This is a genomic window from Ruania halotolerans, from assembly GCF_021049285.1.
Lineage (GTDB): Bacteria > Actinomycetota > Actinomycetes > Actinomycetales > Beutenbergiaceae > Ruania > Ruania halotolerans.
The window spans coordinates 1,720,967-1,743,505 of sequence record NZ_CP088017.1; the positions used below are offsets into that span (position 1 = coordinate 1,720,967).

Here is a 22,539-nt window from a genome sequence, read left to right on the forward strand (position 1 = left end):
TATGAGTCCTTCGTTCGCTAATAGCACGTCCTCGAGTCTCCTAGCCCCGACGCGCTTCGGAATCGGGTCGTAAGTCCATGGCACTCAAGAAGTCAGACCTCTACTCATCCCTGTGGGCGAGTTGCGACCAGCTGCGAGGCGGCATGGACGCCTCGCAGTACAAGGACTACATCCTCACACTGCTGTTCGTGAAGTACGTCTCCGACAAGGCCAAGACCGATCCCCATTCCCTGATCGACGTCCCCGAGGGTGGCTCCTTCGACGCCATGCTCGCAGCCAAGGGCGACAAGGAGATCGGCGACCGCTTCAACAAGGTCATTGGCCGCCTCGCCGAGGCCAACGGCCTGCGCAACGTCATCGACCAAGCCGACTTCAACGACGAGGAGAAGCTCGGCAAGGGCAAGGAGATGCAGGACCGCCTCTCCAAGCTCGTCACCATCTTCAACGACCTCGACTTCCGTGGCTCGCGCGCTGAGGGCGACGACCTGCTCGGTGACGCCTACGAGTACCTGATGCGGCACTTCGCCACCGAGTCCGGCAAGAGCAAGGGCCAGTTCTACACCCCGGCCGAGGTCTCTCGGATCCTCGCCAAAGTCGTCGGCATCGGCAGTGAGACCCGGCAGGACCAGACGGTCTTCGACCCGGCATGTGGCTCTGGCTCGCTGCTGCTGAAGACTGCCGACGAAGCGCCGCGCGGCATGACGATCTACGGCCAAGAGAAGGACAACGCCACCTGGGCGCTGTCCAGGATGAACATGATCCTGCACGGCAACGAGATCGCCGAGATCGCCAAGGGTGACACGATCACGAACCCGCAGTTCACCAGTGGCACTCGGCTCAAGACCTTCGACTACGTGGTCATGAACCCGCCGTTCTCGGTCAAGTCGTGGAGCAATGGCCTGGAGAACCACTTCGACCGCTTCGAGTACGGACAGCCGCCGGAGAAGAACGGCGACTACGCCTTCCTGCTGCACGCGCTCAAGTCGCTCAAGAGCACCGGCAAGGCAGCGATCATCCTTCCGCACGGCGTGCTGTTCCGGGGCAATGCAGAGGGCACGATCCGCAAGCGGCTTCTCAAGCAGGGCTTCATCAAGGGTGTCATCGGACTGCCCCCCAACCTGTTCTACGGCACCGGCATTCCAGCCTGCATCGTCATCCTCGACAAAGAGAACGCCGTCAGCCGCACCGGCGTCTTCATGATCGACGGCTCGAAGGGCTTCGTCAAGGACGGCAGCAAGAACCGCCTCCGCAGCCAAGACATCCACAAGATCGTCGACAGCTTCAACAAGCAGATTGAGGTCGACCGCTACTCGCGCATGGTGCCGATGAGCGAGATCGCCGATCCGAAGAACGACTACAACCTGAATATCCCTCGCTACATCGACTCATCCGAGCCCGAAGATCTGCAAGACCTCTCCGCCCACCTCTACGGCGGGATCCCGGACCGCGACCTCGACGCGCTGCACGAGTACTGGGAGCCATTCACGCAGCTGCGTGACCAGCTGTTCAAGCCGAACCGCACCGGCTATAGCGATCTCGCCATCGACGTCAGGGAAGTGCAGCAAGCCATCCTTGACGCCCCCGGATTCCACAAGCTGCGCGACGAAGTTACCGGCATCGTCGATGACTGGTTTGCCGCATGGCGCCCGCGGTTGGTCGAGATCAACGCCGACACCAAGCCCGCCGACCTGAACACCGCGATGAGCGAAGACTTCCTCGAGCGGTTCAAGCCGGTGCCGCTCCTTGACGAGTACGACGCCTACCAGCAGCTCATGACCTACTGGCACGACGTCATGCACGACGACGTCTTCCTGCTGATGAACGACGGCTGGGTCTATGCCGCCAAGCCGCGCCAGACCATCGCGGACAAGGAGCGGAAGCTCTCCGAGGATCCCGACCTCGAACTCGGAACGGGACGCAAGAAGACCAAGTACAAGATGGACCTCATCCCGCCGGCGCTGATCGTCGCCCGCTACTTCGCAGACGAGCAGGCCAAGGTCGACGATCTCAACGCTGAGCTTGAGTCCGCGTCCGCAGCAGTGACCGAACACGCCGAGGAGCACGGCAGCGACGAGGCTCTCCTCCCTGAAGCCACCAACGACAAGGGTGCCTACACCAAGCAGCTCATAACCGCGGTGATCAAGGAGGCAAAGGTGAGCGGTGACCAGGAGATCCTTGAATGCGCCAACGCCGCCCTTGAGCTAGTGGACGCCGAGGCCGCATCCAAGAAGGCGGCTAAGGAGGCCCAGGTTGCTCTCGACACCTTCGCACTCAAGAAATACGGCGACCTCACCGAATCCGACGTCCAGTCGTTGGTACTCGATGACAAGTGGCACGGCACGATCACGATGCGGATCGACGGCGAGGTCAACGCACTGACGCTCGCCCTCGTTGCTCGGATCCAGCAACTCGGCGAACGTTATGCCGAGACCGTGGGCGACCTCGACGCCGAACTGGGGAAGCTCCAAGCCAGAGTCGCAGGACACCTTGCTGCGATGGGGGTCAAGTCGTGAGCGCTGCGACGGTGCGCCTTGCCGATGTGACGACGCGGATCGGGAGTGGGATCACGCCTCGAGGCGGTTCCGCCGTCTACACGCCCTCCGGGCGACCGTTTCTTCGCAGCCAGAACGTTGGCTGGGGCGACCTTCGTCTCGATGACATGGCGTACATCGACGAAGCGACTCACTCGACGTTCCCAGCGACGGAGCTGCGCACCGGAGACATCCTACTCAACATTACGGGTGCATCGATCGGCCGGTCAGCCGTTGCCACCCCGGAACTTGATGGCGGGAACGTAAACCAGCACGTCTGCGAGATCCGGCTTAGGCCGGGTCGGATGGACCCACACTTTGTGAACGCATTTCTCCTGTCTCGCGCGGGCCAAGACCAGATTGACATGTTCCAGGCTGGTGGCAATCGCCAGGGTCTGAACTTCCAGCAGGTCGGATCGATCAGTGTGCCCGACCTGGAGATTGGTCAGCAGCGGGCGGTCGGAGGGGCCGGCCGGGACGCTGATAACGGCATCGCTGGCTTGGAGCGGATGATCGCCAAGAAGCAGGCGATCAAGCAAGGCATGATGCAGCAGCTCCTCACCGGCACGACCCGCGTCCCCGGCTTCACCGTGCCCTGGCGCGACGTGACGCTTGGCGACGCCACTGACATCCTCGACAATCTTCGGATGCCGCTGAGTGGCGCGCAACGCGCCAACCGCAGCGGGCCGTTCCCATACTGCGGAGCGAACGGTGTGCTCGACCACATCGATGACTACATGATGGACGATGATGTCGTCCTTCTGGCCGAGGATGGCGGGAACTTCGACCAATGGCGAACGCGCCCGATTGCGTATCGGATGAAGGGCAAGATCTGGGTGAACAACCACGCCCACGTCCTGAAGGCCACGCAGCCCGGAGACACCGGTTTTCTCTTTTATTCGCTGCAACACAAAGACATCACGCCGTTCATCTCCAGCGGAACACGATCGAAGCTCACCCGTGGAGAACTGGTTCGCATCAAGGTTTCGATGCCCGACGAGGCGGACGAGCAGCGTGCAATCGCCGAGGTGCTTGGCGACGCTGATCGCGAGATCGGTCTGCTCCGTCAACGGCTCAGAAAGGCCCGATCTGTCAAAGCCGGCATGATGCAGGAGTTGCTGACCGGCCGAACCCGCCTGCCGATCGACGAGGGCGCAGCATGACCGAAGTGCGTCGCTTCAGGGAGATCCGCATGTGCGCGCACAGCGCTTGGCGCTCCACTGCGTTCGGGCTTGATGCGGACGCTCCGGACGAGCCTGCGTTTTGCGTTCCGCAGGGCTGTGCGGATCATCACATCGCTGGGCTTTGCAATACGAACTCGTACATCGAGACGATCGATGACTTCCTGGCGAGCGCTACTTGGTGTGACCTGATTGCTCTGCCCGATTTGGAACCTGACTCGGAGGAAGCGGAGGGCCTCTTCCGCTGGCACTCGATGATGCTCCTTGTGGCAGGAGAACTTATGGAAGATCTGCGCCTGATTGTCGAGGGAGCGGGTGAGTCCTCGGACTGGCTGGACGTGGGTGACCTCCGAGACCTGCGTGGTCTGATCAACAATCTTTGGAAGCACCGCGATGGCCCTCGCGACACCAGTAAGCGCGTGACGCGAGCGGTTGTGCACCGTGACCTCCATCATGGTCCGTACTTCTTTCCGTATTCGTATCCGGACGGACTCGACGAACTAGAGCCGCGCCTCTATGGCATGCACAACCCGAGGATCGATCCGTGCAGCATCGAGGGCGTGCTCATTCCGAGCATCGTTGAGATTGCTCACCTCCTTGGCCAGGCGGTTGCCCGAGCTTGCAAGGTGCTGGACGACCCCGAGAATCTCAACGTCCTGCAGAAGCACTGGCCGGAGATGGAGGCCGCGAAATGAGCATCGTCGGGCAGATCGAGCGTAAGGCACAGGATCGCGTCATTCAGCTGTTCCGGGAGACGCTCGATTACGAGTACCTCGGTGATTGGCACGACGGCAACCGCACTTCGGGTGTCGAGACGGATCTGCTCGCGCAGAACCTCAAAGCTCGTGGCTATGTCGACAACCTGATTACCCGCGCACTCGACCGGCTCGGCAAGGCCGCCGCTGTCGGTGCTGGTCACGACCTGTACGAGGCGAACCGGGACGTCTATCAGCTGCTGCGCTACGGCGTGAAGGTCAAGCCTGGAGTTGGTCAGCAGACCGAGACCGTCTGGCTCATCGACTGGGCCCATCCCGAGGCCAACCACTTCGCAGTCGCTGAGGAAGTCACTGTCCTCGGGCAACACAGTAAGCGCCCCGACGTCGTGCTCTACGTCAACGGCTTGGCGCTGGGTGTACTCGAACTGAAGCGGTCGAAGGTGTCGGTCACCGAAGGCATCCGGCAGTCTATCGGCAACCAGAAGCCCGGGTTCATCCGCCCGTTCTTCTCCACGGTGCAATTCCTGTTCGCCGGCAACGACGTCGAGGGTCTGCGTTATGGCCCGATTGATACCCCGGAGAAGTACTGGCTGGAATGGAAGGAATCTTCCGAGGTCGCCGAACCGCTGGACCGGGCGCTACTACAGATGTGCGGCAAGGGCCGGTTCCTCGAGTTCATCCACGACTTCATCGTGTTCGACGCTGGCGTGAAGAAGGGCCCACGGCACAACCAGTACTTCGGCATCAAGGCGGCCCAGGAGCGGATCGCCAAGCGCGAGGGCGGCATCATTTGGCACACCCAGGGTTCGGGCAAGAGCCTGACCATGGTGTGGCTTGCCAAGTGGATCCGGGAACATCAGGACGATGCGAGGGTCCTGCTGATTACCGACCGGACCGAGCTGGACGATCAGATCGAAAAGGTCTTCAACGGCGTCAACGAGCAGATCTATCGCACCAAAAGCGGCGCCGACCTGCTCGACGCCCTGAACAAAAGCCAGGAGTGGCTGATCTGCTCACTGGTGCACAAGTTCCGCGGGTCCGATGGCGAGAAGGCTGTCGACGAAGCCAGCGAGGACTTCATCGCCGAGCTCAATGCGACCATGCCGAAGGATTTCAGGGCCAAGGGCAACCTCTTCGTCTTCGTCGACGAGGCCCACCGCACGCAATCGGGCAAGATGCACCGCGCCATGAAGCAACTCCTGCCCGAGTCGATGTTCATCGGCTTCACCGGCACACCGTTGCTCAAGGTCGACAAAGCAACCAGCATCGAGACCTTCGGCTCGTTCATTCACACCTACAAGTTCGACGAGGCCGTGACCGACGGCGTGGTGCTCGACCTGCAGTACGAGGCGCGCAATATCGACCAGCATCTCACCAGTCCGGCGCAGGTCGATAGGTGGTTCGAGGTCAAGACCAAAGGCATGACCGACCTCTCCAAAGCTGAGCTCAAGAAGCGCTGGGGAACCATGCAGAAGGTCGTCTCCAGTGAGCCCCGCGCCAAGCAGATCGTCAACGACATCCTCCTCGACATGGAGACCAAGCCCCGCCTCATGAACGGGCGCGGCAACGCCATACTCGTCGGCGGCAGCGTCTATCAGGCATGCAAGTTCTATGAGATGTTCGTCGCCGCCGGATTCAAGGGCAAGTGCGCCATCGTCACCAGCTACGAGCCCAACGCTAGCGACATCTCCAAAGAGGACTCTGGCGCGGGCAAGACCGAGAAAATCCGCAAGTATGACATCTACCGCAAGATGTTGGCCGACTACTTCGATGAATCGGAAGACGTCGCCATGGGCAAGGTCGAGGAGTTCGAGGCTGCGGTCAAGAAGCAGTTCATCGAGAACCCCGGCCAGATGCGGCTGCTCATCGTGGTCGACAAGCTGCTGACCGGGTTCGACGCCCCGACTGCGACGTACCTCTACATCGACAAGAAGATGAGTGACCACGGCCTGTTCCAGGCGATCTGCCGCGTCAACAGGCTCGACGGCGAGGACAAGGACTACGGCTACATCATTGACTACCAGGACCTCTTCAACTCGATTGATGGTGCCATCACCGACTACACCTCTGGCGCCCTCGACGGCTACGAGAGGACCGACATCGACGGCTTGCTGACGGACCGGATCGATAAGGCCCGCGAGAACCTCGACGAAGCACTGGAGCGCGTCCGTGCCGTATGTGAGCCCGTTACCCCGCCGAAGGGCACGCTGCAGTACCAGAAGCACTTCTGCGCCGCCGAGTCAGGCAACGCCGAACAACTCAAGGCCAACGAGCCCAAGCGCGTCGAGCTATACAAGGCCGTCGCGGCCGTGAGCCGTGCCTACGCCAATCTCGCCAATGAGATGACGGCTGCTGGGTACAACGACGCCGAGGCGGAGGCGATCAAGAGCGAGATCGCGCACTACGTCGACGTCCGCGCAGAGGTGAAGCTTGGCGCCGGTGAGGACGTGGACTTCAAGCAATACGAAGCAGGCATGCGGTTCCTGCTTGACACCTACATCCAGGCCAGCGCATCGGAGACTGTGTCGGACTTCGAGGACGCCGGTCTGATCGACCTGATCGTCGACCTCGGTGCTGGCGCCATCGACAAGCTGCCCGAGGGCATCAAGAAGGACCCCGAAGCGGTTGCCGAGACGATCGCCAACAACATGCGCAAGGTGATCATCGACGAGCGCGCGATGAACCCGATGTACTACGACCGCATGAGTGAACTACTCGATGCCATCATCGAGGAGCGTCGCAGGCGCGCCATCGAGTACCAGGAGTACCTCACCAAGCTGCTGGATGCGGCGAAGAAGCTCGGCAAGAAGGAGTCTGAGATCAAGTACTCAGCTTGGGCGGACAACGGCGCCAAGCGGGCTTTGGTCGACTTCTTCTTCCCTAACGGGAGCCTCGCAGTGGTTGTTGACGATGCGCTCATGCAGAACAAGCCACACGGCTGGGTCGGGAATCCAATGAAGGAACGTGTCGTCCGCAACGCGATCAAGGTCAAATTGCCCGTCGACTACGAGAAGTTGGATGAACTGCTCGAGCTGTTGAAGGCCAGGCATGAGTACCGCTAGTGCCTACCTGAGCGTCCGCGGCATCGATATCGACGTCATCTATAAGGACATCAAGAACCTCCATATCGGCGTCTACCCGCCGATGGGGCGCGTCCGCGTCGCCGCACCGCAGCGGCTGGATGACGTCCAAGTCCGCTTAGCCGTGATCCAGCGATTGCCCTGGATCCAGCGGCAACGCAAGGAGTTGCGGGGCACGCCGCGCCAGTCTGAGCGTGAGATGGTGACGGGAGAGTCGCACTACGTGTGGGGCGTTCGACGTCGACTCAAGGTGGTGGAACGACCGGGGCGGTCCCACCTAGAGGTCGATGGCGAGAGGCTCGTGCTTTACACCCCTGCCGACAGCACTGCCGACAAGCGACGCGAGAATCTCGACCAGTGGTACCGTCAGCAACTCCGCGATGTGCTTCCGGAGGTCATCGCGAGGTGGGAAGCGAAGTTCGAAGTGTCGGTGCCCAAGTGGACGATCCGACGCATGAAGACCAAGTGGGGCTCCTGCAACCGCGAGACCCGGCACATCTGGTTCAACGTCGAGCTCGCCAAGAAGCACCCCGACTGCCTGGAGTACATCGTCGTCCACGAGATGGCCCACTACTTCGAGCGCAACCACGGCGAACGGTTTACCAAGCTAATGGACGGCCTGATGCCCGACTGGCGCCGTCGACGTGGCGAGCTGAACGGTTCGCCCCTGGCTGAGGAGACTTGGAAGTGACCGCGCCCCGTTTCCCACGAGGGTCCGAGTGGCGGAAGTGGGATCTGCACATCCACGCTCCCGGCACCAAGTTGAATGACTGCTATCAACAGAAGGACGGCGAGCCGGACTGGGATCAGTTCTGCAGGATCATCCATGATTCGGATGTGGCCGTCGTCGCCATCGCTGACTACTTCTCGCTGGACGGCTATTTTACAGCCGTTGAGAAGTTCCGACAGGCATATCCGGACGACGACAGACTCCTTCTTCCGAATCTGGAGCTGCGGCTCCCGGTGGCGGTGAACCGGGCAGATCAGGAAGTCAACTTGCACCTGATTTTCCGACCCACCTTGACACGTGAGGAGGCGACTAAGTTCATAGGTCGCCTGAACACCGAAGGGACAACCGGGTCGACGAGGACCAACGTCACCTGCGCCGAACTGAGCAACAGGCGCGACTTCGAGAGCGCGACCGTGTCTATCCCCAGCATCGAGGAGGCGATCAAGGCGACCTTCGGTCAAGACGCCAGTTACCGACTCGAGCGCCACCGGCATCTCTTGGTCGTTGCGTCGGCGAAGGGCGACGGCATCCGCGCAGGAGGCAGCGGGGCGCAGCGGAAGGCTCTGCTCAGCGATGAGATCGACAAGTACTCGGACGCCTTCTACGCCAACGTAGGTTCCCGCGACTACTTCCTCGGGACGGCAAGACTCGAGACGGACGAACTGATCGCGCCGAAGCCGGTGTTCGACGGTTGCGACGCTCACACTTTCGATGACCTGCGCAACTGCCTTGGCAAGCACGTCATCACGGAGGGGGCCAGGAAGTACATCACCTGGATCAAGGCGGACCCCACCTATGAGGGCCTGCTCCAGACACTGATCGAACCGAGCGAGCGCGTCGCGATCCAGTCGACTGAACCGGACCAGAAGGAGCCCTATAAGGTCATCTCGAGGGTCCAGTTCTCCGGAACCAACGACTTCCCGCCGGAAATCGTCTTCAATCGGAACTTGAACGCCATCGTCGGGAGCCGTTCATCAGGTAAGTCGGCGCTGCTCGCGTTCATAGCTTACGCGGTCGATCCTGAGGAGACCGTTCGGGTGCAGGCCGAGGCCGCGGGCCGCGATGACCCGAAGAGCGCCGGCCCAGCGGCGGGTAAGACATGGCACGACGTCGCGGGCATCAACTGCCAAGTCGAGTGGGATTCAGGCGAGGCAACGCAAGGCCGCGTCATCTACATCCCCCAGAACTCGCTATACGCCATCAGCGAGCAGCCTGACGAGATCACGAAGAGGATCGCGCCCGCGCTGTTCCGGACCTACCCCCATTTCAAGAACGCGCATAGCCGCGCCGAGAGCAAGGTTGCTTCGGCCAACGCGGAGATCGAGGCAGCAGTCCACGACTGGTTTGCGCTTGCCGACCGAGCGGCCGCGAGGGCCCAGGAGATCAAGGACCTGGGCGACAAGGATGCGGTCCAAGCGGAGCGTGACCGTCTCCAAGCCGCGATTGACGAGATCAAGACTGCCGCCAAGCTCACTGACCAAGAAGTCGCCAGGTATCAAGAGGTCGCCGGTCAACTTGACACGAAGCGTGCCCGGGTGAAGGAGATTGCGATCGAACTCGACCTGCTCTCTCCGTTCGCGAGCTGGACCGAAGGCGCGACCGAGCCGTTGACTGTTCCGGAAGCAGTGCGGGTTACCGTCTCTGTGCGGCCTGCTGCGATGGAATTGCCTGACGCCGTCGCTGACGTCATTGATGGCATGAAGTGGGATGCCACGGCGGAGTTCTCAGCGAAGGTGGAGAAGGTGCTGTCGGACTCCGTAGCCGCAGCTGTCGCCGATCGAATGAGCTTGCTTGGCGAGATCCAGACTATTGAGATGGAGAACGCCGACCTCATCGCCAAGCACGAGGCGAACGAGGAACTGTCGGGCGTGGTCGCCGAGCGCAAGAAACAAGTCGCCACCTTGGAAGACATCGAGAGGCGCGAGAAGATCAGGGCGAAGACGATCGAGGATCAGAAGCGTGCTGCCGGCACGATCATCGAGAGCCTCGCCAAGCGTGACGAAGCCCTGAAGGCGTTGGAGGACACCTTTGCGGCCGAAGAGCGACTCCTGAGCGACCTGAAGTTCGGGATCGAGTTTGGGGTCGTGCCTGGCGTCGTCGAGCGCGTCTCCGCGGGCTTCAGCCAGCGGAGCACCAACGACTACATCAAAGCAAAGGGTGAACCTGTCGATTACAAATCCGCACAGGCTGATCCCCCCAAGTTTTTACAGGCTCTACGTGGCCGCAATGTCACTCTGAACAAGAACTACGAAGCTTCAACCGTTGCTGCTGATGTCCTGACGGCCACCAACGAGGTCAGATTCTCTGCAGAGTTAGACAAGGACCGTATCGGTGGCTTCATTCGGTCGTCGATGACGCCGGGCAAGCAGGCACTGTTCGCGCTCACCTTAATACTGAACGAGTCCCAGGAGCCGTGGCCGCTCCTAATCGACCAGCCTGAGGACGACCTCGACAGCCGTTCGATTTACGACACTATCGTTCCGTACCTGGTCAAGCGAAAGCGGGAACGGCAGATCATCATGGTCAGTCACAACGCGAACCTGGTCATCGGCGCGGACGCGGAGGAGGTCGTTGTCGCGAATCGCCACGGTGCCGATCGACCCAACGCGGGTGCGCAGACCTTTGAGTACCTCACGGGATCGCTCGAACACTCGCAGGCTCGCATCGAAATGAGCCCGACTGTCCTCGGTCGTCTCGGCATCCGCGAACATGCCTGCGAGATTCTCGACGGTGGTGAAGAAGCGTTCCAGAAGCGCCGTGAGAAGTACAAGATCTGATCCGATCTCCTACCTGCGTGTGTCACAAGAACGGTTCTGTAGGTGCCCACTCGGAACTTCAAACATCCTGCTGTGAGTTCCAAGTATGAGGGTCTGAATTCTTCTCCCAGCAGGCGAACGATTGGGAGGCTCTCACCGACGTCAGGTCGGCACCTCTGGGCAACCCTCCTAGCGCGATCAGGAACTGAGCGATCGTAGATCCATCAGCAATCATCGCTACCACCTCCTTCCAGCGAGTCGAGTTGACCATTGAACATGCGTAGGCAACGAGTATCACTAGAAGCGGTATGACTAGGAAGGCCCCACAGTCAAGGACTGCCCACAGGTGCCGACCAGATGCACCAGAATATCAGCACCGCACCAGCTTCTGTGTCTCGCAGCACGATCGAACTTCGTACGCGCAAACTGCGTCGGGGCGCAGTGCCGTCGTCGCATGTGATGGTTGGATCGAAGCGGCCACCTAGCGCAGGGACGTGGTACTTGGTCGTTCAGCGCCGAGTCTGCGAGCTTCTCTCAGTTCACTTCCGGTGAGCTGCCTTCCGGAACGAGTGAAGTGCTCCGTTCGGCACCCGCTCCAACACACCCCCCGCCGTCCTCCGCAGCTCCAACAACCCGAGGTGGTTCCAGTGGTTGTCGGCGCTGTCGGTGTCGTACCGGTAGAGCCAGTCGATCAGCGAGAAGAACGGGAACCAGGTGTAACCGGTGATGGGGACGCCGTCGGCGCGCAGGTCCTCCAACGCAGCCAACGACTCCTGCAGCCACTGGATCTTCGCCTCGGGTGACTCGTTGCGCGACGTCTCGGTGATCGCGATCGGGAACTCGTACCGCTCGTGGTAGGCCCGCACGAGCTCCACGAGTCCCTCGACCCCACCTTCCCCAGGCACTTCAGCCCCGTCTGCGTCGAAGGAGAGCGTCGTGAACCCGGGGTAGTAGTTCACTCCCATGATGTCCGGGGTCTTCGCGTTCTCCCGGAACCAGGCCAGCTTCTCCGCGCTGACCCCGTGCTCGCGCAGATGCCCATACAGCGAGTGCTCCTCATCCACCCGCCCCAGCACCAGGTCCGTGGCGATGAAACGCCATTCCTCCAGGTGCTCGCGCGAGTGCCCCGGGAAGTGGTCGCCCACGTATCGGAAGCCGGCGTCGACGAACACAATCTCCGCCTCTGGTGCCACTGCGTGGATGGCCTCCTGCGCCCGCGACATGCCTTCCGCCACCGCCGTCACGACCTTGACGTAGCCGTCCTCGCCGGTCAGGTACGGCGGCCAGCCGCCGTCGCGGCCGCACCACTGGGCGTTCACCAGCGGTTCGTTCGCCGGAGTGAACGACGTGAACACGCCCCGGTAGCGCTCGGCTACGGCCCCGGCATACCTCGCGAAGTACTCGGGGTACTTGGCGTTGATGAAGGTGTTGTCCAGCCACAGCGGCGTGCCGTAGTGCAGCAGATCCACCACGCAGTGCAGCCCGATCTGCTGCATGTGGGCGGCGACCTCGTCGATCCAGGAGAAGTCGAACTCCCCCGGGCGAGGCTCCACCTGGAACCAGGGGATGCCCCAGCGGATGAACTCCGCCCCGGCCTCCCTCGCCAGGTTCAGGTCCTCGCGCCAGTACTGGTAGTGCTGGGTGAGCTCGTACTCGTCCAGCTTGCGGTGGCCCACCCGCTCCTGCGGGATGAACGTGTCCTCGATACCGACACCCATCGCGATCCGGTCCGGGGAGAAGAAGTGCGTCATGAGCTGCAAACAGTCCTAACTGGTCTCGTGCGTTACTTGATGCCGGTGGTGGCGATACCGGTGACGAACGTGCGTTGAATGAGGAGGAAGAACAGGATCAGCGGGATCAGCGCGAGCACCGAGCCGGCCATCAGCAGCCCGTACTCGACCACGTGCTGCCCGGCGAACAGCGCCAGCCCGGCCGGCAACGTCGCGCCGTCGATCGAGTTCGACATCACCAGCGGCCAGAGGAGGTCGTTCCAGTTGAACTGGAAGTGGAACAACCCCAACGTCAGCAACGCCGGTGTGGTCAACGGCAGCATCACCCGGGTGAAGATCCGCCACTCACTCGCCCCATCGATCCGCGCCGCCTCCTCCAGGTTCTTGGGCAGGGCGAGGAAGAACTGGCGCATGAAGAAGACCCCGAAGGCGTTCGCCGAGCGGGGCACGATCATCCCGGCCACGGTCTGGCCCAGTCCGAGGGAGTGCACCAGGTCATACAGCGGGATGATCACCGCCTGGTACGGGATCATCAGCATCACGATGATGGCGATGAACGCCGCCGTCTTGCCGCGGAAGTCGAACCGCGCCAGCGCATACCCGGCCATCGTGTCGAAGGCCAGGGAGAGCACCATCACTGAGCCGGCGAAGATGATCGTGTTCCCGTACAGCTGCGCGAACGGGATCGCCGACCAGATCTCGGAGAAGTTCTCCAGCGTCCACGTCTGTGGCAACAACGTCGGGGAGGCCGAGGCCGCCTCGGCATTCGGTTTGAACGCCGTCAGGATCGACCACACGATCGGGAAGACCATCGCCAACCCGATCGCGAACATGGCCACCGTCAGCGCCACCGTCCAGGCGCGGCGCAGCGCGGGGGAAGTGGTGTGCATCAGTACCTCACCTGCTTACGTCCGAAGTAGAAGTACTGCGCCATCGAGAGCACCAGGATCAGCAGCAGGAGCACCACCGACACCGCTGAGCCGTACCCGAACTCGAGGTTGTTGATCCCCACCCGGTTGACCATCACCACCAGCGTCTCGGTGCTCATCGCCGGCCCGCCGTTGGTCATGACCTTGATCTGGTCGAACACCTGGAAGCTGGCGATCGCGGCCAGGATGCTCACCAACATGGTCTGGTTGCTCAGCAAGGGCATGGTCACCGCACGGAACTTCTGTAGGCGACTTGCGCCGTCGAGCTGGGCGGCCTCGTAGAGGTCGCGGGGGATGGACTGCAGGCCCGCCAGGAACATCACCATGTAGAAGCCCACGTTCTTCCAGACGCCCACGGCCATGACGGCGGCCATCGCCGTACCCGGTTGGGCCAGGGCTCCCTGCGTGGGAGCCAGGCCGACCCCGTCCAGCCAGTGCGTGACCAGGCCGTAGTTGGGGTCCAGCAGGAACCGGAACGCGATCGAGACGACGGCGAGCGAGACCACGAAGGGCACGAACACCGCCGTGCGCACCAGCCCGCGGCCGAAGAACTTCGCGTTCAGTGCCATGGCCAGGCCCAGCGCCAGGGCGATGGTCACCGGCGTCACCACGACGGCGTAGATCACCGTGTTCTGGAAGGCGTTCGTGACCTGGTCGTCGCCCAGGAGCTCACGGTAGTTCGCCAGTCCCACCCACTCCGGGGGCGTGAGCAGGCTGTACTCGGTGAAGGACAGATAAGCCGTGCGCAGCAGCGGCCACGCCGTGAACAGGGTCAGCAGCGCCAGCCCGGGGGCGAGGAACATCCACGCCGCCCGCGCCTGCCTGCCGGCAACCGTGCGACCGATTCTCATAGGTCATCCCGTGGTCGGTGGGTGGGCCGATGCCTTGCCACACTAGGCAGGGCCCACCCTGGAGCGGATGGTCAGGAGCCGTCGTCGAGGATGGCCTGGATCTCCTCGCCCGCGGCGGGGAAGAGATCGGCCACCTCACCGGTGCCGTTCAGCGCCGACTGCAGCGCCGGGGTGAAGATGTCCTCGTTGATCTCACCCGATCCCGGCACGCCCGTCAGGTAGGGGCGCACGTTCTCCAGCACCTCAGGTGCCCCGAAGACGGCGGCCCATTCGTTGGTCACCGCGTCACCCGGCATATCGGTGCGGATGGCGGGGAAGCCCGACCCGTTGGCCCAGGTGGCCTGGCTCTCCACCGACTCCCAGTAGGCGAAGAACGTGAAGGCGGCGTCCTTCTCGGCGTCGGTGAGGCGCTGGGAGATGGTCATGGAGACCACGTCACCGAGGATCGACTGGCCCTCGGGGCCGGCCATCGGCACGGTGACGTCGTAGTCGAGCCCGGCTTCGGTCAGGCCGGCCGTCATCCACGGGCCGTTGATGGTGATCGCGGCGAGCTCGGCCTGGAAGAGCTGGTCGGAGTCGGCGCCGGACATGCCCACCGGGGTGATCTGCTCCTCGCGCACCAGGTTCACCCAGTGCTCGGCGGCGGCCACGGTGGCCGCATCGCCCAGCAGGGAGGTGGTGCCGTCGTCGGAGACCACACCACCGCCGCCGTTCCACAGGAAGCTCGGGAACACCGGGACCGTGGAGTGGTCGCCCATGGCGATCGGGTACTGCTCGGGGGTGCCGTCACCGTCCTCGTCCACGGTGAGGTCCGGGATCATCTCCTCGAACTCTTCCCAGGTGGTGGGCGGGGCTTCGGGGTCCAGGCCGGCTTCTTCGAAGAGGGCTTTGTTCCAGTACATCAGGACCGGGCCGAGGTTGAGGGGCACGCCGTAGTTGACGCCGTCATAGACGGAGGCTTGTACGGCACCCTCGGCCAGGACCGAAGTGTCCATGTAGGTGTCGTCGGCGTAGAACTCGTCGGTGGAGCCGAGCACGCCGCGTTCGGCGTACTGGGGGAGCCGGGAGGCGCTCATCGCGACCAGGTCCGGGCCGTCGTCGGAGGTGGCCGCGGTGAGGAACTGCTGATAGAGGGAGTCCCAGGGGAGGGCCTCGGCCTCGATGGTGACCTCGTCCTGCGAGTCGTTGAAGTTGTCGACCACCTCCTGGAAGGCGGGGCCGTCCGGGCCGGTGAGGCCGTGCCACATGGTCAAGGTGACGGGGCCGCCGTCACCGGACGAGGCGCCGTCGCTGCAGGCGGCAACGCCTACGAGGGCGACGGCGGCCAGTGCTGCACCGCACGTGCGTCGAATGGTCCTCATGATGTGCCTCCTCGGGCTACATGGCTCTCTTGCATCGTTGAAAGACGGTGCCAACATATACAACATCCGCCTTTCATGCAACGATGCAAACCGGAAAGGGGATTCCCATGGCAACACTGAAGGACGTGGCACAGCTCGCGGGCGTCTCACCACGCACGGTGAGCAACGTCGTCAACCACCAGCCGTACGTGGCGGGCGAGACCCGGGCTCGGGTGGAGGCGGCGCTCGCGGCCCTGGACTACCGGCCGAACCAGCTGGCGAAGAGCCTGCGCACCGGCAAAATCGGGCTGCTCGGCTTCGTGGTGCCGGACCTGGCACAGTCGCACTTCGCGCGGCTGGCGGCCGAGGTGGTGCAGGCCGCGACCGCCCGCGGGTACACGGTGGCCGTGGACCAGACGCATGGGGACATCGAGCGTGAACGACGGCTGATCCAGCTGGGGCCGCGCGGTGCGATGTTCGACGGGGCGATCTTCCACCCCGAGGCGCTGCGGGCTGAGGACATCGAGCACCGGGAGTCGGAGTTCCCGCTGGTGCTGGTGGGGGAGCGGATCGCCGGGGATCACCTCGATCACGTCTACATCGACGATCGGGCGGCCGCGTATGAGGCGACGAGGAAGTTGATTGCGGATGGCCACCGGCGCATCGCCGCGATCGGGCTACGGCGGGCGGACTACGCGCGCACCGCGCACCTACGGGAGGAGGGGGTGCGGGCGGCTCTGGCGGAAGCGGAAGGAGTGGCGGGCGGGCACCACCAGTACGTGGAGCGCTACGACGCCGAGGACGGCTACGAGGCGATGGCGAACCTCGTGGACTCGGCCGAACGACCGGACGCGGTGATCTGCTTCAACGACATGCTCGCCATGGGAGCGCTGCGGCGACTGCACGAGCACGACGTGGACGTACCAGGGGACATGGCGCTGGTCGGGTTCGACGACATCACCGAGGCGTCGTTCTCGTTCCCGCCGTTGACGACCGTGGCGGCCGATCATGCGGAGATTGCCGAAACGGCGGTGAAGGCGCTGATCGGGCGGATCGGGGATCCGGGGGGAGCAGTGCGGGAATATCTGGTTTCGCACCGGTTGGTGGTGCGGGGGTCGACACGGGGGTGAGGGGTCTGCGCCGATCGACTAGGGAAACGGGCCCATCGCCGGGCTCGCTGTCGGTAGTCACTCCTACGGTGGCGCTCATGACGAACAACGGAACTGATCTGATCGCTGGTGAACCCAGAGCCCTGCTCATCGAGTCGCTCCGCAACCTTGACATGAGCGAAGAGCGTGACGGAATGAGGCACATGTCGGGCACCGTCGACCTTTGCGTCGTGCGGGCCCTCATGCGCGTCGAGGCGCAGCTCTTACTCGAGGACGCGGACTCGCCCGAGGTGGGTCATGTCCTCGGACGGAGCGCCGAGCAGCGACGTGCCGACGCCTTCGTGGCCTTGGTCGCCGCGCTCGCCGACGGAGCAGCCGCCGGTGCCACCGCACCCGCGCCGGTCTGACTCGGGTAGTCGAACGTCGGTGCCGCGGGCGTCATGATCAGTCACCCACCGCCCCGGACCTGAGCAGGTTCGTCGCGGATCGGGCGACATTGGCCCGCAACCCCGGATGCGCGCTCGGGTGCGGCGCCTCCTCGCGCACCGCTGCGAGGATCGCCTCGAGCGTGCGATCGATGACCGTCCTGACATCGCGTAGCCCCCAGGCAGTCGCCTCGCTGACCAGATGCTCCCGGGTGAGCTGGCGGTGGCGATACTCCTCGGCGACGGCCAGAGCCATCTCGCCATCGGTGTCCTGATGCGCCATCGGCACCATGTCATACGCCGGCGCCATTCGCACCGACCCATCCGGGGGATGTAGGAGGGAGATGTTCTTGGCGTGCATGTCGAGATTGCCGAGAGCGACGGCGGCCGTGACCATCCTGAGCAACGTCGTCGGGGCGTCCGGACTCACGCTGCCGATCGCGGACGCCATGCGGGCCAGGCTCACTCGCCCGCCGATCCGCTGGTACTTCTGGTCGCGCGAGGCGCCGAGTGCCTGATTCATGTCCTCCTGGTGCACGCGGCCCTGCGGCATCGACGCGTCCCGGTCGTACCGCTCGATCACCAGCGCGTGCACGCCGGCGAAGGTGTCGATCCGAGTCTCGTACTCACACAGGCCGATATGCCGGGCGATCCGTGCCCCGTACTCTTCGTCGAACAGTCCGGTCGGGTTGCCCACCACCTGCGGCTTGAGGATGTGGGTCGACGGATAGCCATCGAGCACCTGGTGCCACGCCGCGTCCTGCCACGCCAGCACGATCTTGTCCTGCACGCCGGCCAGGGACGTCTTGCCGCCGGTCGGCCGGTTGCCCAAGGGCTGGTCGTTCTCACGTTCGAGCAGGCGCGCGATCCCGGCCGCATCGATGGCTGCGAGACGCGGCTCCTTCGGCTCACCCGGCTCCTCCGGATCCCAGATCTGCAGCGCTCCGGCTACATCCCGTCCGTACCGGCGAAGCATCCCGAAGGCATCGGTCGGCCTGACTCGCGCCCGATCCGCCAAGCGCGCGAGCAGTCGGCCTTCGGGGAGGAGTTCGGCGAAGAAGTTCTGACGACGAGCCTTCGCTGAGCGCACCGGCACCGCGCTCAACGGGACTGCGAGTGAGAGCACCAGACTGTCCAGCCCGTGCCGCTCCAGCGCACGTGCGTCAGCCGCGAAGTCGTAGCTGCGGCTGTCACCCCGCAAGGTGCCGAGCGGTTCGCCGTAGAGCTCGACCTGGAGCTCACTCATCAGGCGTCTCGATGGATGCCGACAGCGTCATGTGAGTTTCGCGCATCATGGCGAACAACCGGTCGGTGTATTTCGACGGCTTACCGGCTTCCATCTCCCAGATGTAGCGCTGACTCACGCCCATCCTGTTCGCGAGCTGGCGCTGGGAGAGGCCGGCAAGGAGCCGGGCTTGTTGCAGAATCCTGCCCAGGGACTCTGGGCTTGAGACAGTGCCACGAATCGCCACTCCGGCCTCCCGACCTGATGATTGTTTCGTAGTCACGATAAGTTGACTACAGATATGTAGTCAAGATGCGTGATGATCTTTTCGTAGTCGCCAGGTACGGATCGATGACTGTAGTCGGTCGCCTCGAAGGTCGGGGTCTGACGATAGTGCTGACGCGAAACCCGCCCCTCAGGCGGCACGCAACGACGTGATCGTGCTTGGTTGTGGCACCCGTGGCGTTTTTGGTGTTTAGCGGTACGATGAGTGCCATGCACAACGATTGGTTGACCACGAGTGAGGCGGCGAGCATGCTCGGCGTCTCGCGTCAGCACGTCGTCGACCTGTGTGAGCGCGGTGAGTTGAACTGCACCAAGACAGGAACACACCGCCGGATCCGGCGGTTCGAGATTCAGCGTCTGCTCCAGCCCCCGCTCACCCGCGAACAGGAGAAGAGTCTGTGGTTGCATCGTGTGCTGCTGGGCTACCTCATGATCGACCCGGAGAACGTGCTCGAGACAGCGCGAGAGAACATCCGCAACTGGAAGTCAGTACACCGTGCCGATGGCATGGCGACGCGCTACCTGGAGCAGTGGGAGCAGGTCATCGACGGCGGCGTCGACGAGGTCGTCACGGTACTCATGGGCACTGATGAGCATTCCAGTGAGTTGCGGCAGAACAGCCCGTTCGCGGGTGTCCTCTCGGAGGTCGACCGACGGCAGGCGTTGCGGTCCTTCCGCGAGCACTGGGACCGCGAGCACGCGGCCGCGTGAGACGCGCCGAACTCGCCCACCTTCTGCGGGCTGCGTGCAGAATCACCGGCGATCGGGACATCCTCGTCATCGGATCCCAGGCCATCCTGGGAGCCTTCGACGAGGATGACCTCCCACCCGCGGCGACAGCGTCCATCGAGGCCGACATCGCCTTCCTGGACGACCCGGATCGGACCAAAGCCGATGGCGTCGAAGGAGCGATCGGCGAAATGTCCGCGTTCCACCAGGCTAACGGGGTGTACGCGGAGGGTGTGCACATTGAGACGGCGCTCTACCTACCGTCTGGCTGGCGCGAGCGCCTGATCACGTGGCCGCTACGGTCTTCTGAGCCTGCCGATCCGCACTTCTTGGAACCACACGATCTCGCCATCGCCAAGCTCGGTGCGGCCCGGGATAAGGACTTCGACTTCGTCGACACACTCATCCGCGCGAACTTGCTGAATCTCGCGGTGCTGCACGAGCGGTACGTGCTCATTCCGGACGAGCACAGGCTCGTGCGCGAGAGGATCGGTAGCTTCCTGGCGCGATACTCGACCGCATGACATTCCGCGCTCGAGCCATGACCGCGTCGAAGACACGATGCCGCCCGCGGAGTGCCGGGTGCACCCCACCCCTCACTTGATCCCCGTGCTCGCAATCCCCTGCACGAACTGACGCTGGAAGACCAGGAACACGGCCAGCACAGGCAGCACCGTCAGCGAAGCCACCGCCATCACCGCACCCCAGGGGGAGGCGAAGGCCGGATTGTTCGTCAGCGTCGACAATCCCACCGGCACGGTGAAGTTCTCGTTGCCCTGCAGCACCACCAGCGGCCAGAGGAAGTCGTTCCACTTGGCCATGAAGGACAGGATCACCAGCACGCCCACCAGCGGCCCGCAGGTCGGCAGCACCACCGACCTGAAGGTGCGCACCTCGCCGGCGCCGTCCAGGCGGGAGGCCTCCAGGATCGCGTCCGGAACAGCGAGCATGAACTGACGGGCGATGAAGATCCCGACCACGTCGAACGCCGTCGGCAAGATCACCGCCCACGGTGAGTCGACCAGGCCCAGCCGGGCAACGACGAGGAACGAAGGCACCAGCGTCACCTGGATCGGGATCATGATCGTGAGCAGGAACACGGTGTACAGCAGTCCCTTGCCCCAGAACCGGAACTTCGCGAGTGCATACCCAGCGCCCAGGGACACCGTCACCGAGATGACCGTGGTGACGATGGTGATGAACAGGGAATTGCCGATCCAGCGCCATACCGGCTGGGTCGCGAACACTTCGGTGTAGTTGGTCAGGGTCGGCTCGCTCGGCCACAGGTAGAACTCCGAGCTCTGCGACTGACCTCCCGGCGTGAAGGCCGAGACGCCCATCCAGTACAGCGGGAAGACCATCAGGATCGCGACGCCGGCAAGCGTGGCGACCAGCACCCAGGTGCCCGGGCTGGTCCAGCGACGGCGCACGTGCGGTGGTCCCGTGACGCGCCTGGTGGTCGAGCTCGTGGTGCTCACAGGTAGGCCTCCGCTCTCTTGATGATGCGCCCCGGTTTGTGCACCACTTCACCGCTGATCGGTGCTCAGGGAACGGGAGCTAGCCGCACCTCCGCCTCCGTCGGATGTCGGCACCCCGCGATAGAACCGGTTGCGGGTGAAAAGTGACTAGGACTAGGGAGTGATGGTGATGCAACAAGGAACCCTTGCGCAGGGCGAGCAGATCCTGCGGATGTTGCGAGAGGCGGCCGGTCAGCAGTGCGGACTACGCCCTGGCCGAGATAATCGGCTTCGGCTCATCCTTGGACTGGTGGTGTTGACGGCGAGCGTGGGCGTCGTGGCCGTCGAGCTCATCTCCCGTGCTCCGGTGGAATCGGAGCAAAGCGCACGCTCCTCGGCGTGGCTCATTCTCGGGGCGCTTGCAGCAATGTTATCGGTGCATGTGATTCTCCAGGGGATCGCTCCGGGAACGGTTAGCCGGATTAAGGTTAGGATGACGATTGTAGCCACAATAGCGGGCTATAGTACGGGGCTGATAGGCCTGGCGCTCGCGCTCTTCACGAGCTGCGTAATTCTCTACGGTCTAGTGATCGAGCCAGACTTTATGTCGACTTACCCCGACCTCGTTCTGAATTTGATGGTGAGTTTCGTGCTAAGTGGTCTCCTTGCAGTACTGACCGTCCTCGATCTGGATCCGGTTGTGGCGATCAATGGTCGCTCCGGAAACAGCTCCTCCGTTTGGCGCGTCCGCCTGGCTGCATCTATCTGCAGTGTGTCACTCGCAATCTCCATCGTGCTCGCCGGTCGAACCACGACGCTGGGGGAGCTCGTCCCACCCCTTCTCGCGGCGACGGTAGTGAGCGGGGCCATGAGGGGCGTCATCACCTATCGGAGGCGCTTGGATGCCATTCGACGAGAAATCGTAGAGCGGCTGACCGATGTGGTAGTGGCGGGGCTGAACGCTCGGGATGCGGAGGGGCGCAGAAACGTCGTAACGGCGATGATGCATTTGGAGAACGTGCTCGCGCCCTGTGGTGAGGAGAGCCGGTGGGTCCCGGTCATTCGTGCGGATGCTGAACTGCGGGGCCTGATTGGATATTTCATCGATCGTTTTCACAAGCGAGAATCTTCGTTGAGGCGCGACTTGCGCTTTGCCTATCTCGATTGCTATCACGGTGAGAGCCTCGTGCAGGCAGCAGTTGGCGTTGCGGACCGCTTGCGTTGGGGCCTTGCGGCGCCGGGTCCGTACTCCATTGGTTCGGGCCAGCCGAACGTAGTTGGCGGGCCATCTAACCGGACGGCAGGCTCGCAGCCCAGCAACTCGCACATTCGTCGGAATGTGGCTGCTCCCGACGTTGCTGCCTCTTCACTAAGGATACGAAGCAGGTGAACATTGTGCTCGACCCGGACCGTCCAGAATAGTCAGGACGTTCACCGGTAGGTCTCGCCCGAGATTCTTTTCCTA

18 protein-coding genes are annotated in these 22,539 nt (G+C 63.2%); 11 read left to right on the forward strand and 7 right to left on the reverse strand.

Annotated elements, in window-relative coordinates:
- Window positions 1-77 precede the first annotated feature (77 nt).
- Genes LQF10_RS07570 through LQF10_RS07595 form a run of 6 tightly spaced genes read left to right on the forward strand, consistent with a single transcriptional unit; the run spans window position 78 to window position 11,015 of the window.
- A complete protein-coding gene (locus tag LQF10_RS07570) occupies window positions 78-2,513 on the forward strand; it encodes a type I restriction-modification system subunit M (RefSeq protein WP_231066868.1) in 2,436 nt (811 codons plus the stop codon).
- Entirely contained in the window at window positions 2,510-3,694 is a 1,185-nt protein-coding gene (locus LQF10_RS07575; RefSeq protein WP_231066869.1) for a restriction endonuclease subunit S, read from the forward strand. The genes LQF10_RS07570 and LQF10_RS07575 overlap by 4 nt, the downstream gene beginning before the upstream one ends.
- Window positions 3,691-4,407 (forward strand): hypothetical protein, encoded by a 717-nt coding sequence (locus LQF10_RS07580; protein WP_231066870.1) that lies wholly within the window; start codon window positions 3,691-3,693, stop codon window positions 4,405-4,407. The genes LQF10_RS07575 and LQF10_RS07580 overlap by 4 nt, the downstream gene beginning before the upstream one ends.
- Window positions 4,404-7,490: a type I restriction endonuclease subunit R gene (locus LQF10_RS07585; RefSeq protein WP_231066871.1), complete on the forward strand. Its 3,087-nt coding sequence runs from the start codon at window positions 4,404-4,406 to the stop codon at window positions 7,488-7,490. The genes LQF10_RS07580 and LQF10_RS07585 overlap by 4 nt, the downstream gene beginning before the upstream one ends.
- Window positions 7,477-8,199, forward strand: coding sequence for a M48 family metallopeptidase (locus LQF10_RS07590; protein ID WP_231066872.1), 723 nt, complete (start codon window positions 7,477-7,479; stop codon window positions 8,197-8,199). Before LQF10_RS07585 ends, LQF10_RS07590 begins: the two co-directional genes overlap by 14 nt.
- Complete coding sequence (locus LQF10_RS07595; RefSeq protein ID WP_231066873.1) at window positions 8,196-11,015, forward strand: TrlF family AAA-like ATPase; 2,820 nt, start codon at window positions 8,196-8,198, stop codon at window positions 11,013-11,015. The genes LQF10_RS07590 and LQF10_RS07595 overlap by 4 nt, the downstream gene beginning before the upstream one ends.
- A 518-nt stretch (window positions 11,016-11,533) precedes the next feature.
- On the opposite strand, the gene LQF10_RS07600 is transcribed toward LQF10_RS07595, so the two are convergent.
- From LQF10_RS07600 to LQF10_RS07615, 4 genes are all read right to left on the reverse strand, one after another.
- On the reverse strand, window positions 11,534-12,745 hold the full coding sequence (locus tag LQF10_RS07600; protein ID WP_231066874.1) for a family 1 glycosylhydrolase: 1,212 nt from the start codon (window positions 12,743-12,745) through the stop codon (window positions 11,534-11,536).
- A gap of 32 nt (window positions 12,746-12,777) precedes the next feature.
- Window positions 12,778-13,614 carry a carbohydrate ABC transporter permease gene (locus tag LQF10_RS07605; RefSeq protein ID WP_231066875.1) on the reverse strand — a complete coding sequence of 279 codons (837 nt, stop codon included), beginning with the start codon at window positions 13,612-13,614 and terminating at the stop codon, window positions 12,778-12,780.
- Window positions 13,614-14,504, reverse strand: a complete 891-nt coding sequence (locus LQF10_RS07610; protein ID WP_231066876.1) for a carbohydrate ABC transporter permease — start codon at window positions 14,502-14,504, stop codon at window positions 13,614-13,616. Before LQF10_RS07610 ends, LQF10_RS07605 begins: the two co-directional genes overlap by 1 nt.
- 71 nt (window positions 14,505-14,575) lie before the next feature.
- Complete coding sequence (locus tag LQF10_RS07615) at window positions 14,576-15,865, reverse strand: ABC transporter substrate-binding protein (RefSeq protein ID WP_231066877.1); 1,290 nt, start codon at window positions 15,863-15,865, stop codon at window positions 14,576-14,578.
- A 107-nt stretch (window positions 15,866-15,972) separates the two neighbouring features.
- Here LQF10_RS07615 and LQF10_RS07620 point away from each other — a divergent pair, with 107 nt between their 5' ends.
- Window positions 15,973-16,974, forward strand: a complete 1,002-nt coding sequence (locus LQF10_RS07620; RefSeq protein ID WP_231066878.1) for a LacI family DNA-binding transcriptional regulator — start codon at window positions 15,973-15,975, stop codon at window positions 16,972-16,974.
- Between the two features lie 77 nt (window positions 16,975-17,051).
- Entirely contained in the window at window positions 17,052-17,360 is a 309-nt protein-coding gene (locus LQF10_RS07625) for a DUF222 domain-containing protein (protein WP_231066879.1), read from the forward strand.
- 37 nt (window positions 17,361-17,397) lie between these two features.
- Here the strand turns inward: LQF10_RS07625 and LQF10_RS07630 are convergent, their stop codons facing one another.
- Complete coding sequence (locus LQF10_RS07630) at window positions 17,398-18,624, reverse strand: type II toxin-antitoxin system HipA family toxin (RefSeq protein ID WP_231066880.1); 1,227 nt, start codon at window positions 18,622-18,624, stop codon at window positions 17,398-17,400.
- Entirely contained in the window at window positions 18,617-18,850 is a 234-nt protein-coding gene (locus tag LQF10_RS07635) for a helix-turn-helix domain-containing protein (RefSeq protein WP_231066881.1), read from the reverse strand. The genes LQF10_RS07630 and LQF10_RS07635 overlap by 8 nt, the downstream gene beginning before the upstream one ends.
- A 248-nt stretch (window positions 18,851-19,098) precedes the next feature.
- On the opposite strand from LQF10_RS07635, the gene LQF10_RS07640 reads away from it, so the two are divergent.
- Together LQF10_RS07640 and LQF10_RS07645 are read left to right on the forward strand one after the other, a co-directional pair.
- Window positions 19,099-19,599: a helix-turn-helix domain-containing protein gene (locus LQF10_RS07640; protein ID WP_231066882.1), complete on the forward strand. Its 501-nt coding sequence runs from the start codon at window positions 19,099-19,101 to the stop codon at window positions 19,597-19,599.
- Window positions 19,596-20,141, forward strand: coding sequence for a DUF6036 family nucleotidyltransferase (locus LQF10_RS07645; protein WP_231066883.1), 546 nt, complete (start codon window positions 19,596-19,598; stop codon window positions 20,139-20,141). The genes LQF10_RS07640 and LQF10_RS07645 overlap by 4 nt, the downstream gene beginning before the upstream one ends.
- Before the next feature lie 72 nt (window positions 20,142-20,213).
- On the opposite strand, the gene LQF10_RS07650 is transcribed toward LQF10_RS07645, so the two are convergent.
- Window positions 20,214-21,095, reverse strand: coding sequence for a carbohydrate ABC transporter permease (locus LQF10_RS07650; RefSeq protein WP_231066884.1), 882 nt, complete (start codon window positions 21,093-21,095; stop codon window positions 20,214-20,216).
- 163 nt (window positions 21,096-21,258) lie between these two features.
- Between LQF10_RS07650 and LQF10_RS07655 the strand changes: the two genes are divergently transcribed.
- The gene (locus LQF10_RS07655) at window positions 21,259-22,464 is read left to right on the forward strand and encodes a hypothetical protein (protein ID WP_231066885.1); all 1,206 of its coding nucleotides are present in this window, start codon (window positions 21,259-21,261) and stop codon (window positions 22,462-22,464) included.
- Window positions 22,465-22,539 lie beyond the last annotated feature (75 nt).

Excerpts from the sequence above, each read along its gene's own strand:
- LQF10_RS07570 (WP_231066868.1), top strand. The coding sequence starts at position 78 with ATGGCACTCAAGAAGTCAGACCTCTACTCATCCCTGTGGGCGAGTTGC.
- LQF10_RS07580 (WP_231066870.1), top strand. The coding sequence starts at position 3,691 with ATGACCGAAGTGCGTCGCTTCAGGGAGATCCGCATGTGCGCGCACAGC.
- LQF10_RS07585 (WP_231066871.1), top strand. The coding sequence starts at position 4,404 with ATGAGCATCGTCGGGCAGATCGAGCGTAAGGCACAGGATCGCGTCATT.
- LQF10_RS07590 (WP_231066872.1), top strand. The coding sequence starts at position 7,477 with ATGAGTACCGCTAGTGCCTACCTGAGCGTCCGCGGCATCGATATCGAC.
- LQF10_RS07600 (WP_231066874.1), bottom strand. The coding sequence starts at position 12,745 with ATGACGCACTTCTTCTCCCCGGACCGGATCGCGATGGGTGTCGGTATC.
- LQF10_RS07605 (WP_231066875.1), bottom strand. The coding sequence starts at position 13,614 with ATGCACACCACTTCCCCCGCGCTGCGCCGCGCCTGGACGGTGGCGCTG.
- LQF10_RS07610 (WP_231066876.1), bottom strand. The coding sequence starts at position 14,504 with ATGAGAATCGGTCGCACGGTTGCCGGCAGGCAGGCGCGGGCGGCGTGG.
- LQF10_RS07615 (WP_231066877.1), bottom strand. The coding sequence starts at position 15,865 with ATGAGGACCATTCGACGCACGTGCGGTGCAGCACTGGCCGCCGTCGCC.
- LQF10_RS07620 (WP_231066878.1), top strand. The coding sequence starts at position 15,973 with ATGGCAACACTGAAGGACGTGGCACAGCTCGCGGGCGTCTCACCACGC.
- LQF10_RS07625 (WP_231066879.1), top strand. The coding sequence starts at position 17,052 with ATGACGAACAACGGAACTGATCTGATCGCTGGTGAACCCAGAGCCCTG.
- LQF10_RS07630 (WP_231066880.1), bottom strand. The coding sequence starts at position 18,624 with ATGAGTGAGCTCCAGGTCGAGCTCTACGGCGAACCGCTCGGCACCTTG.
- LQF10_RS07640 (WP_231066882.1), top strand. The coding sequence starts at position 19,099 with ATGCACAACGATTGGTTGACCACGAGTGAGGCGGCGAGCATGCTCGGC.
- LQF10_RS07655 (WP_231066885.1), top strand. The coding sequence starts at position 21,259 with ATGGTGATGCAACAAGGAACCCTTGCGCAGGGCGAGCAGATCCTGCGG.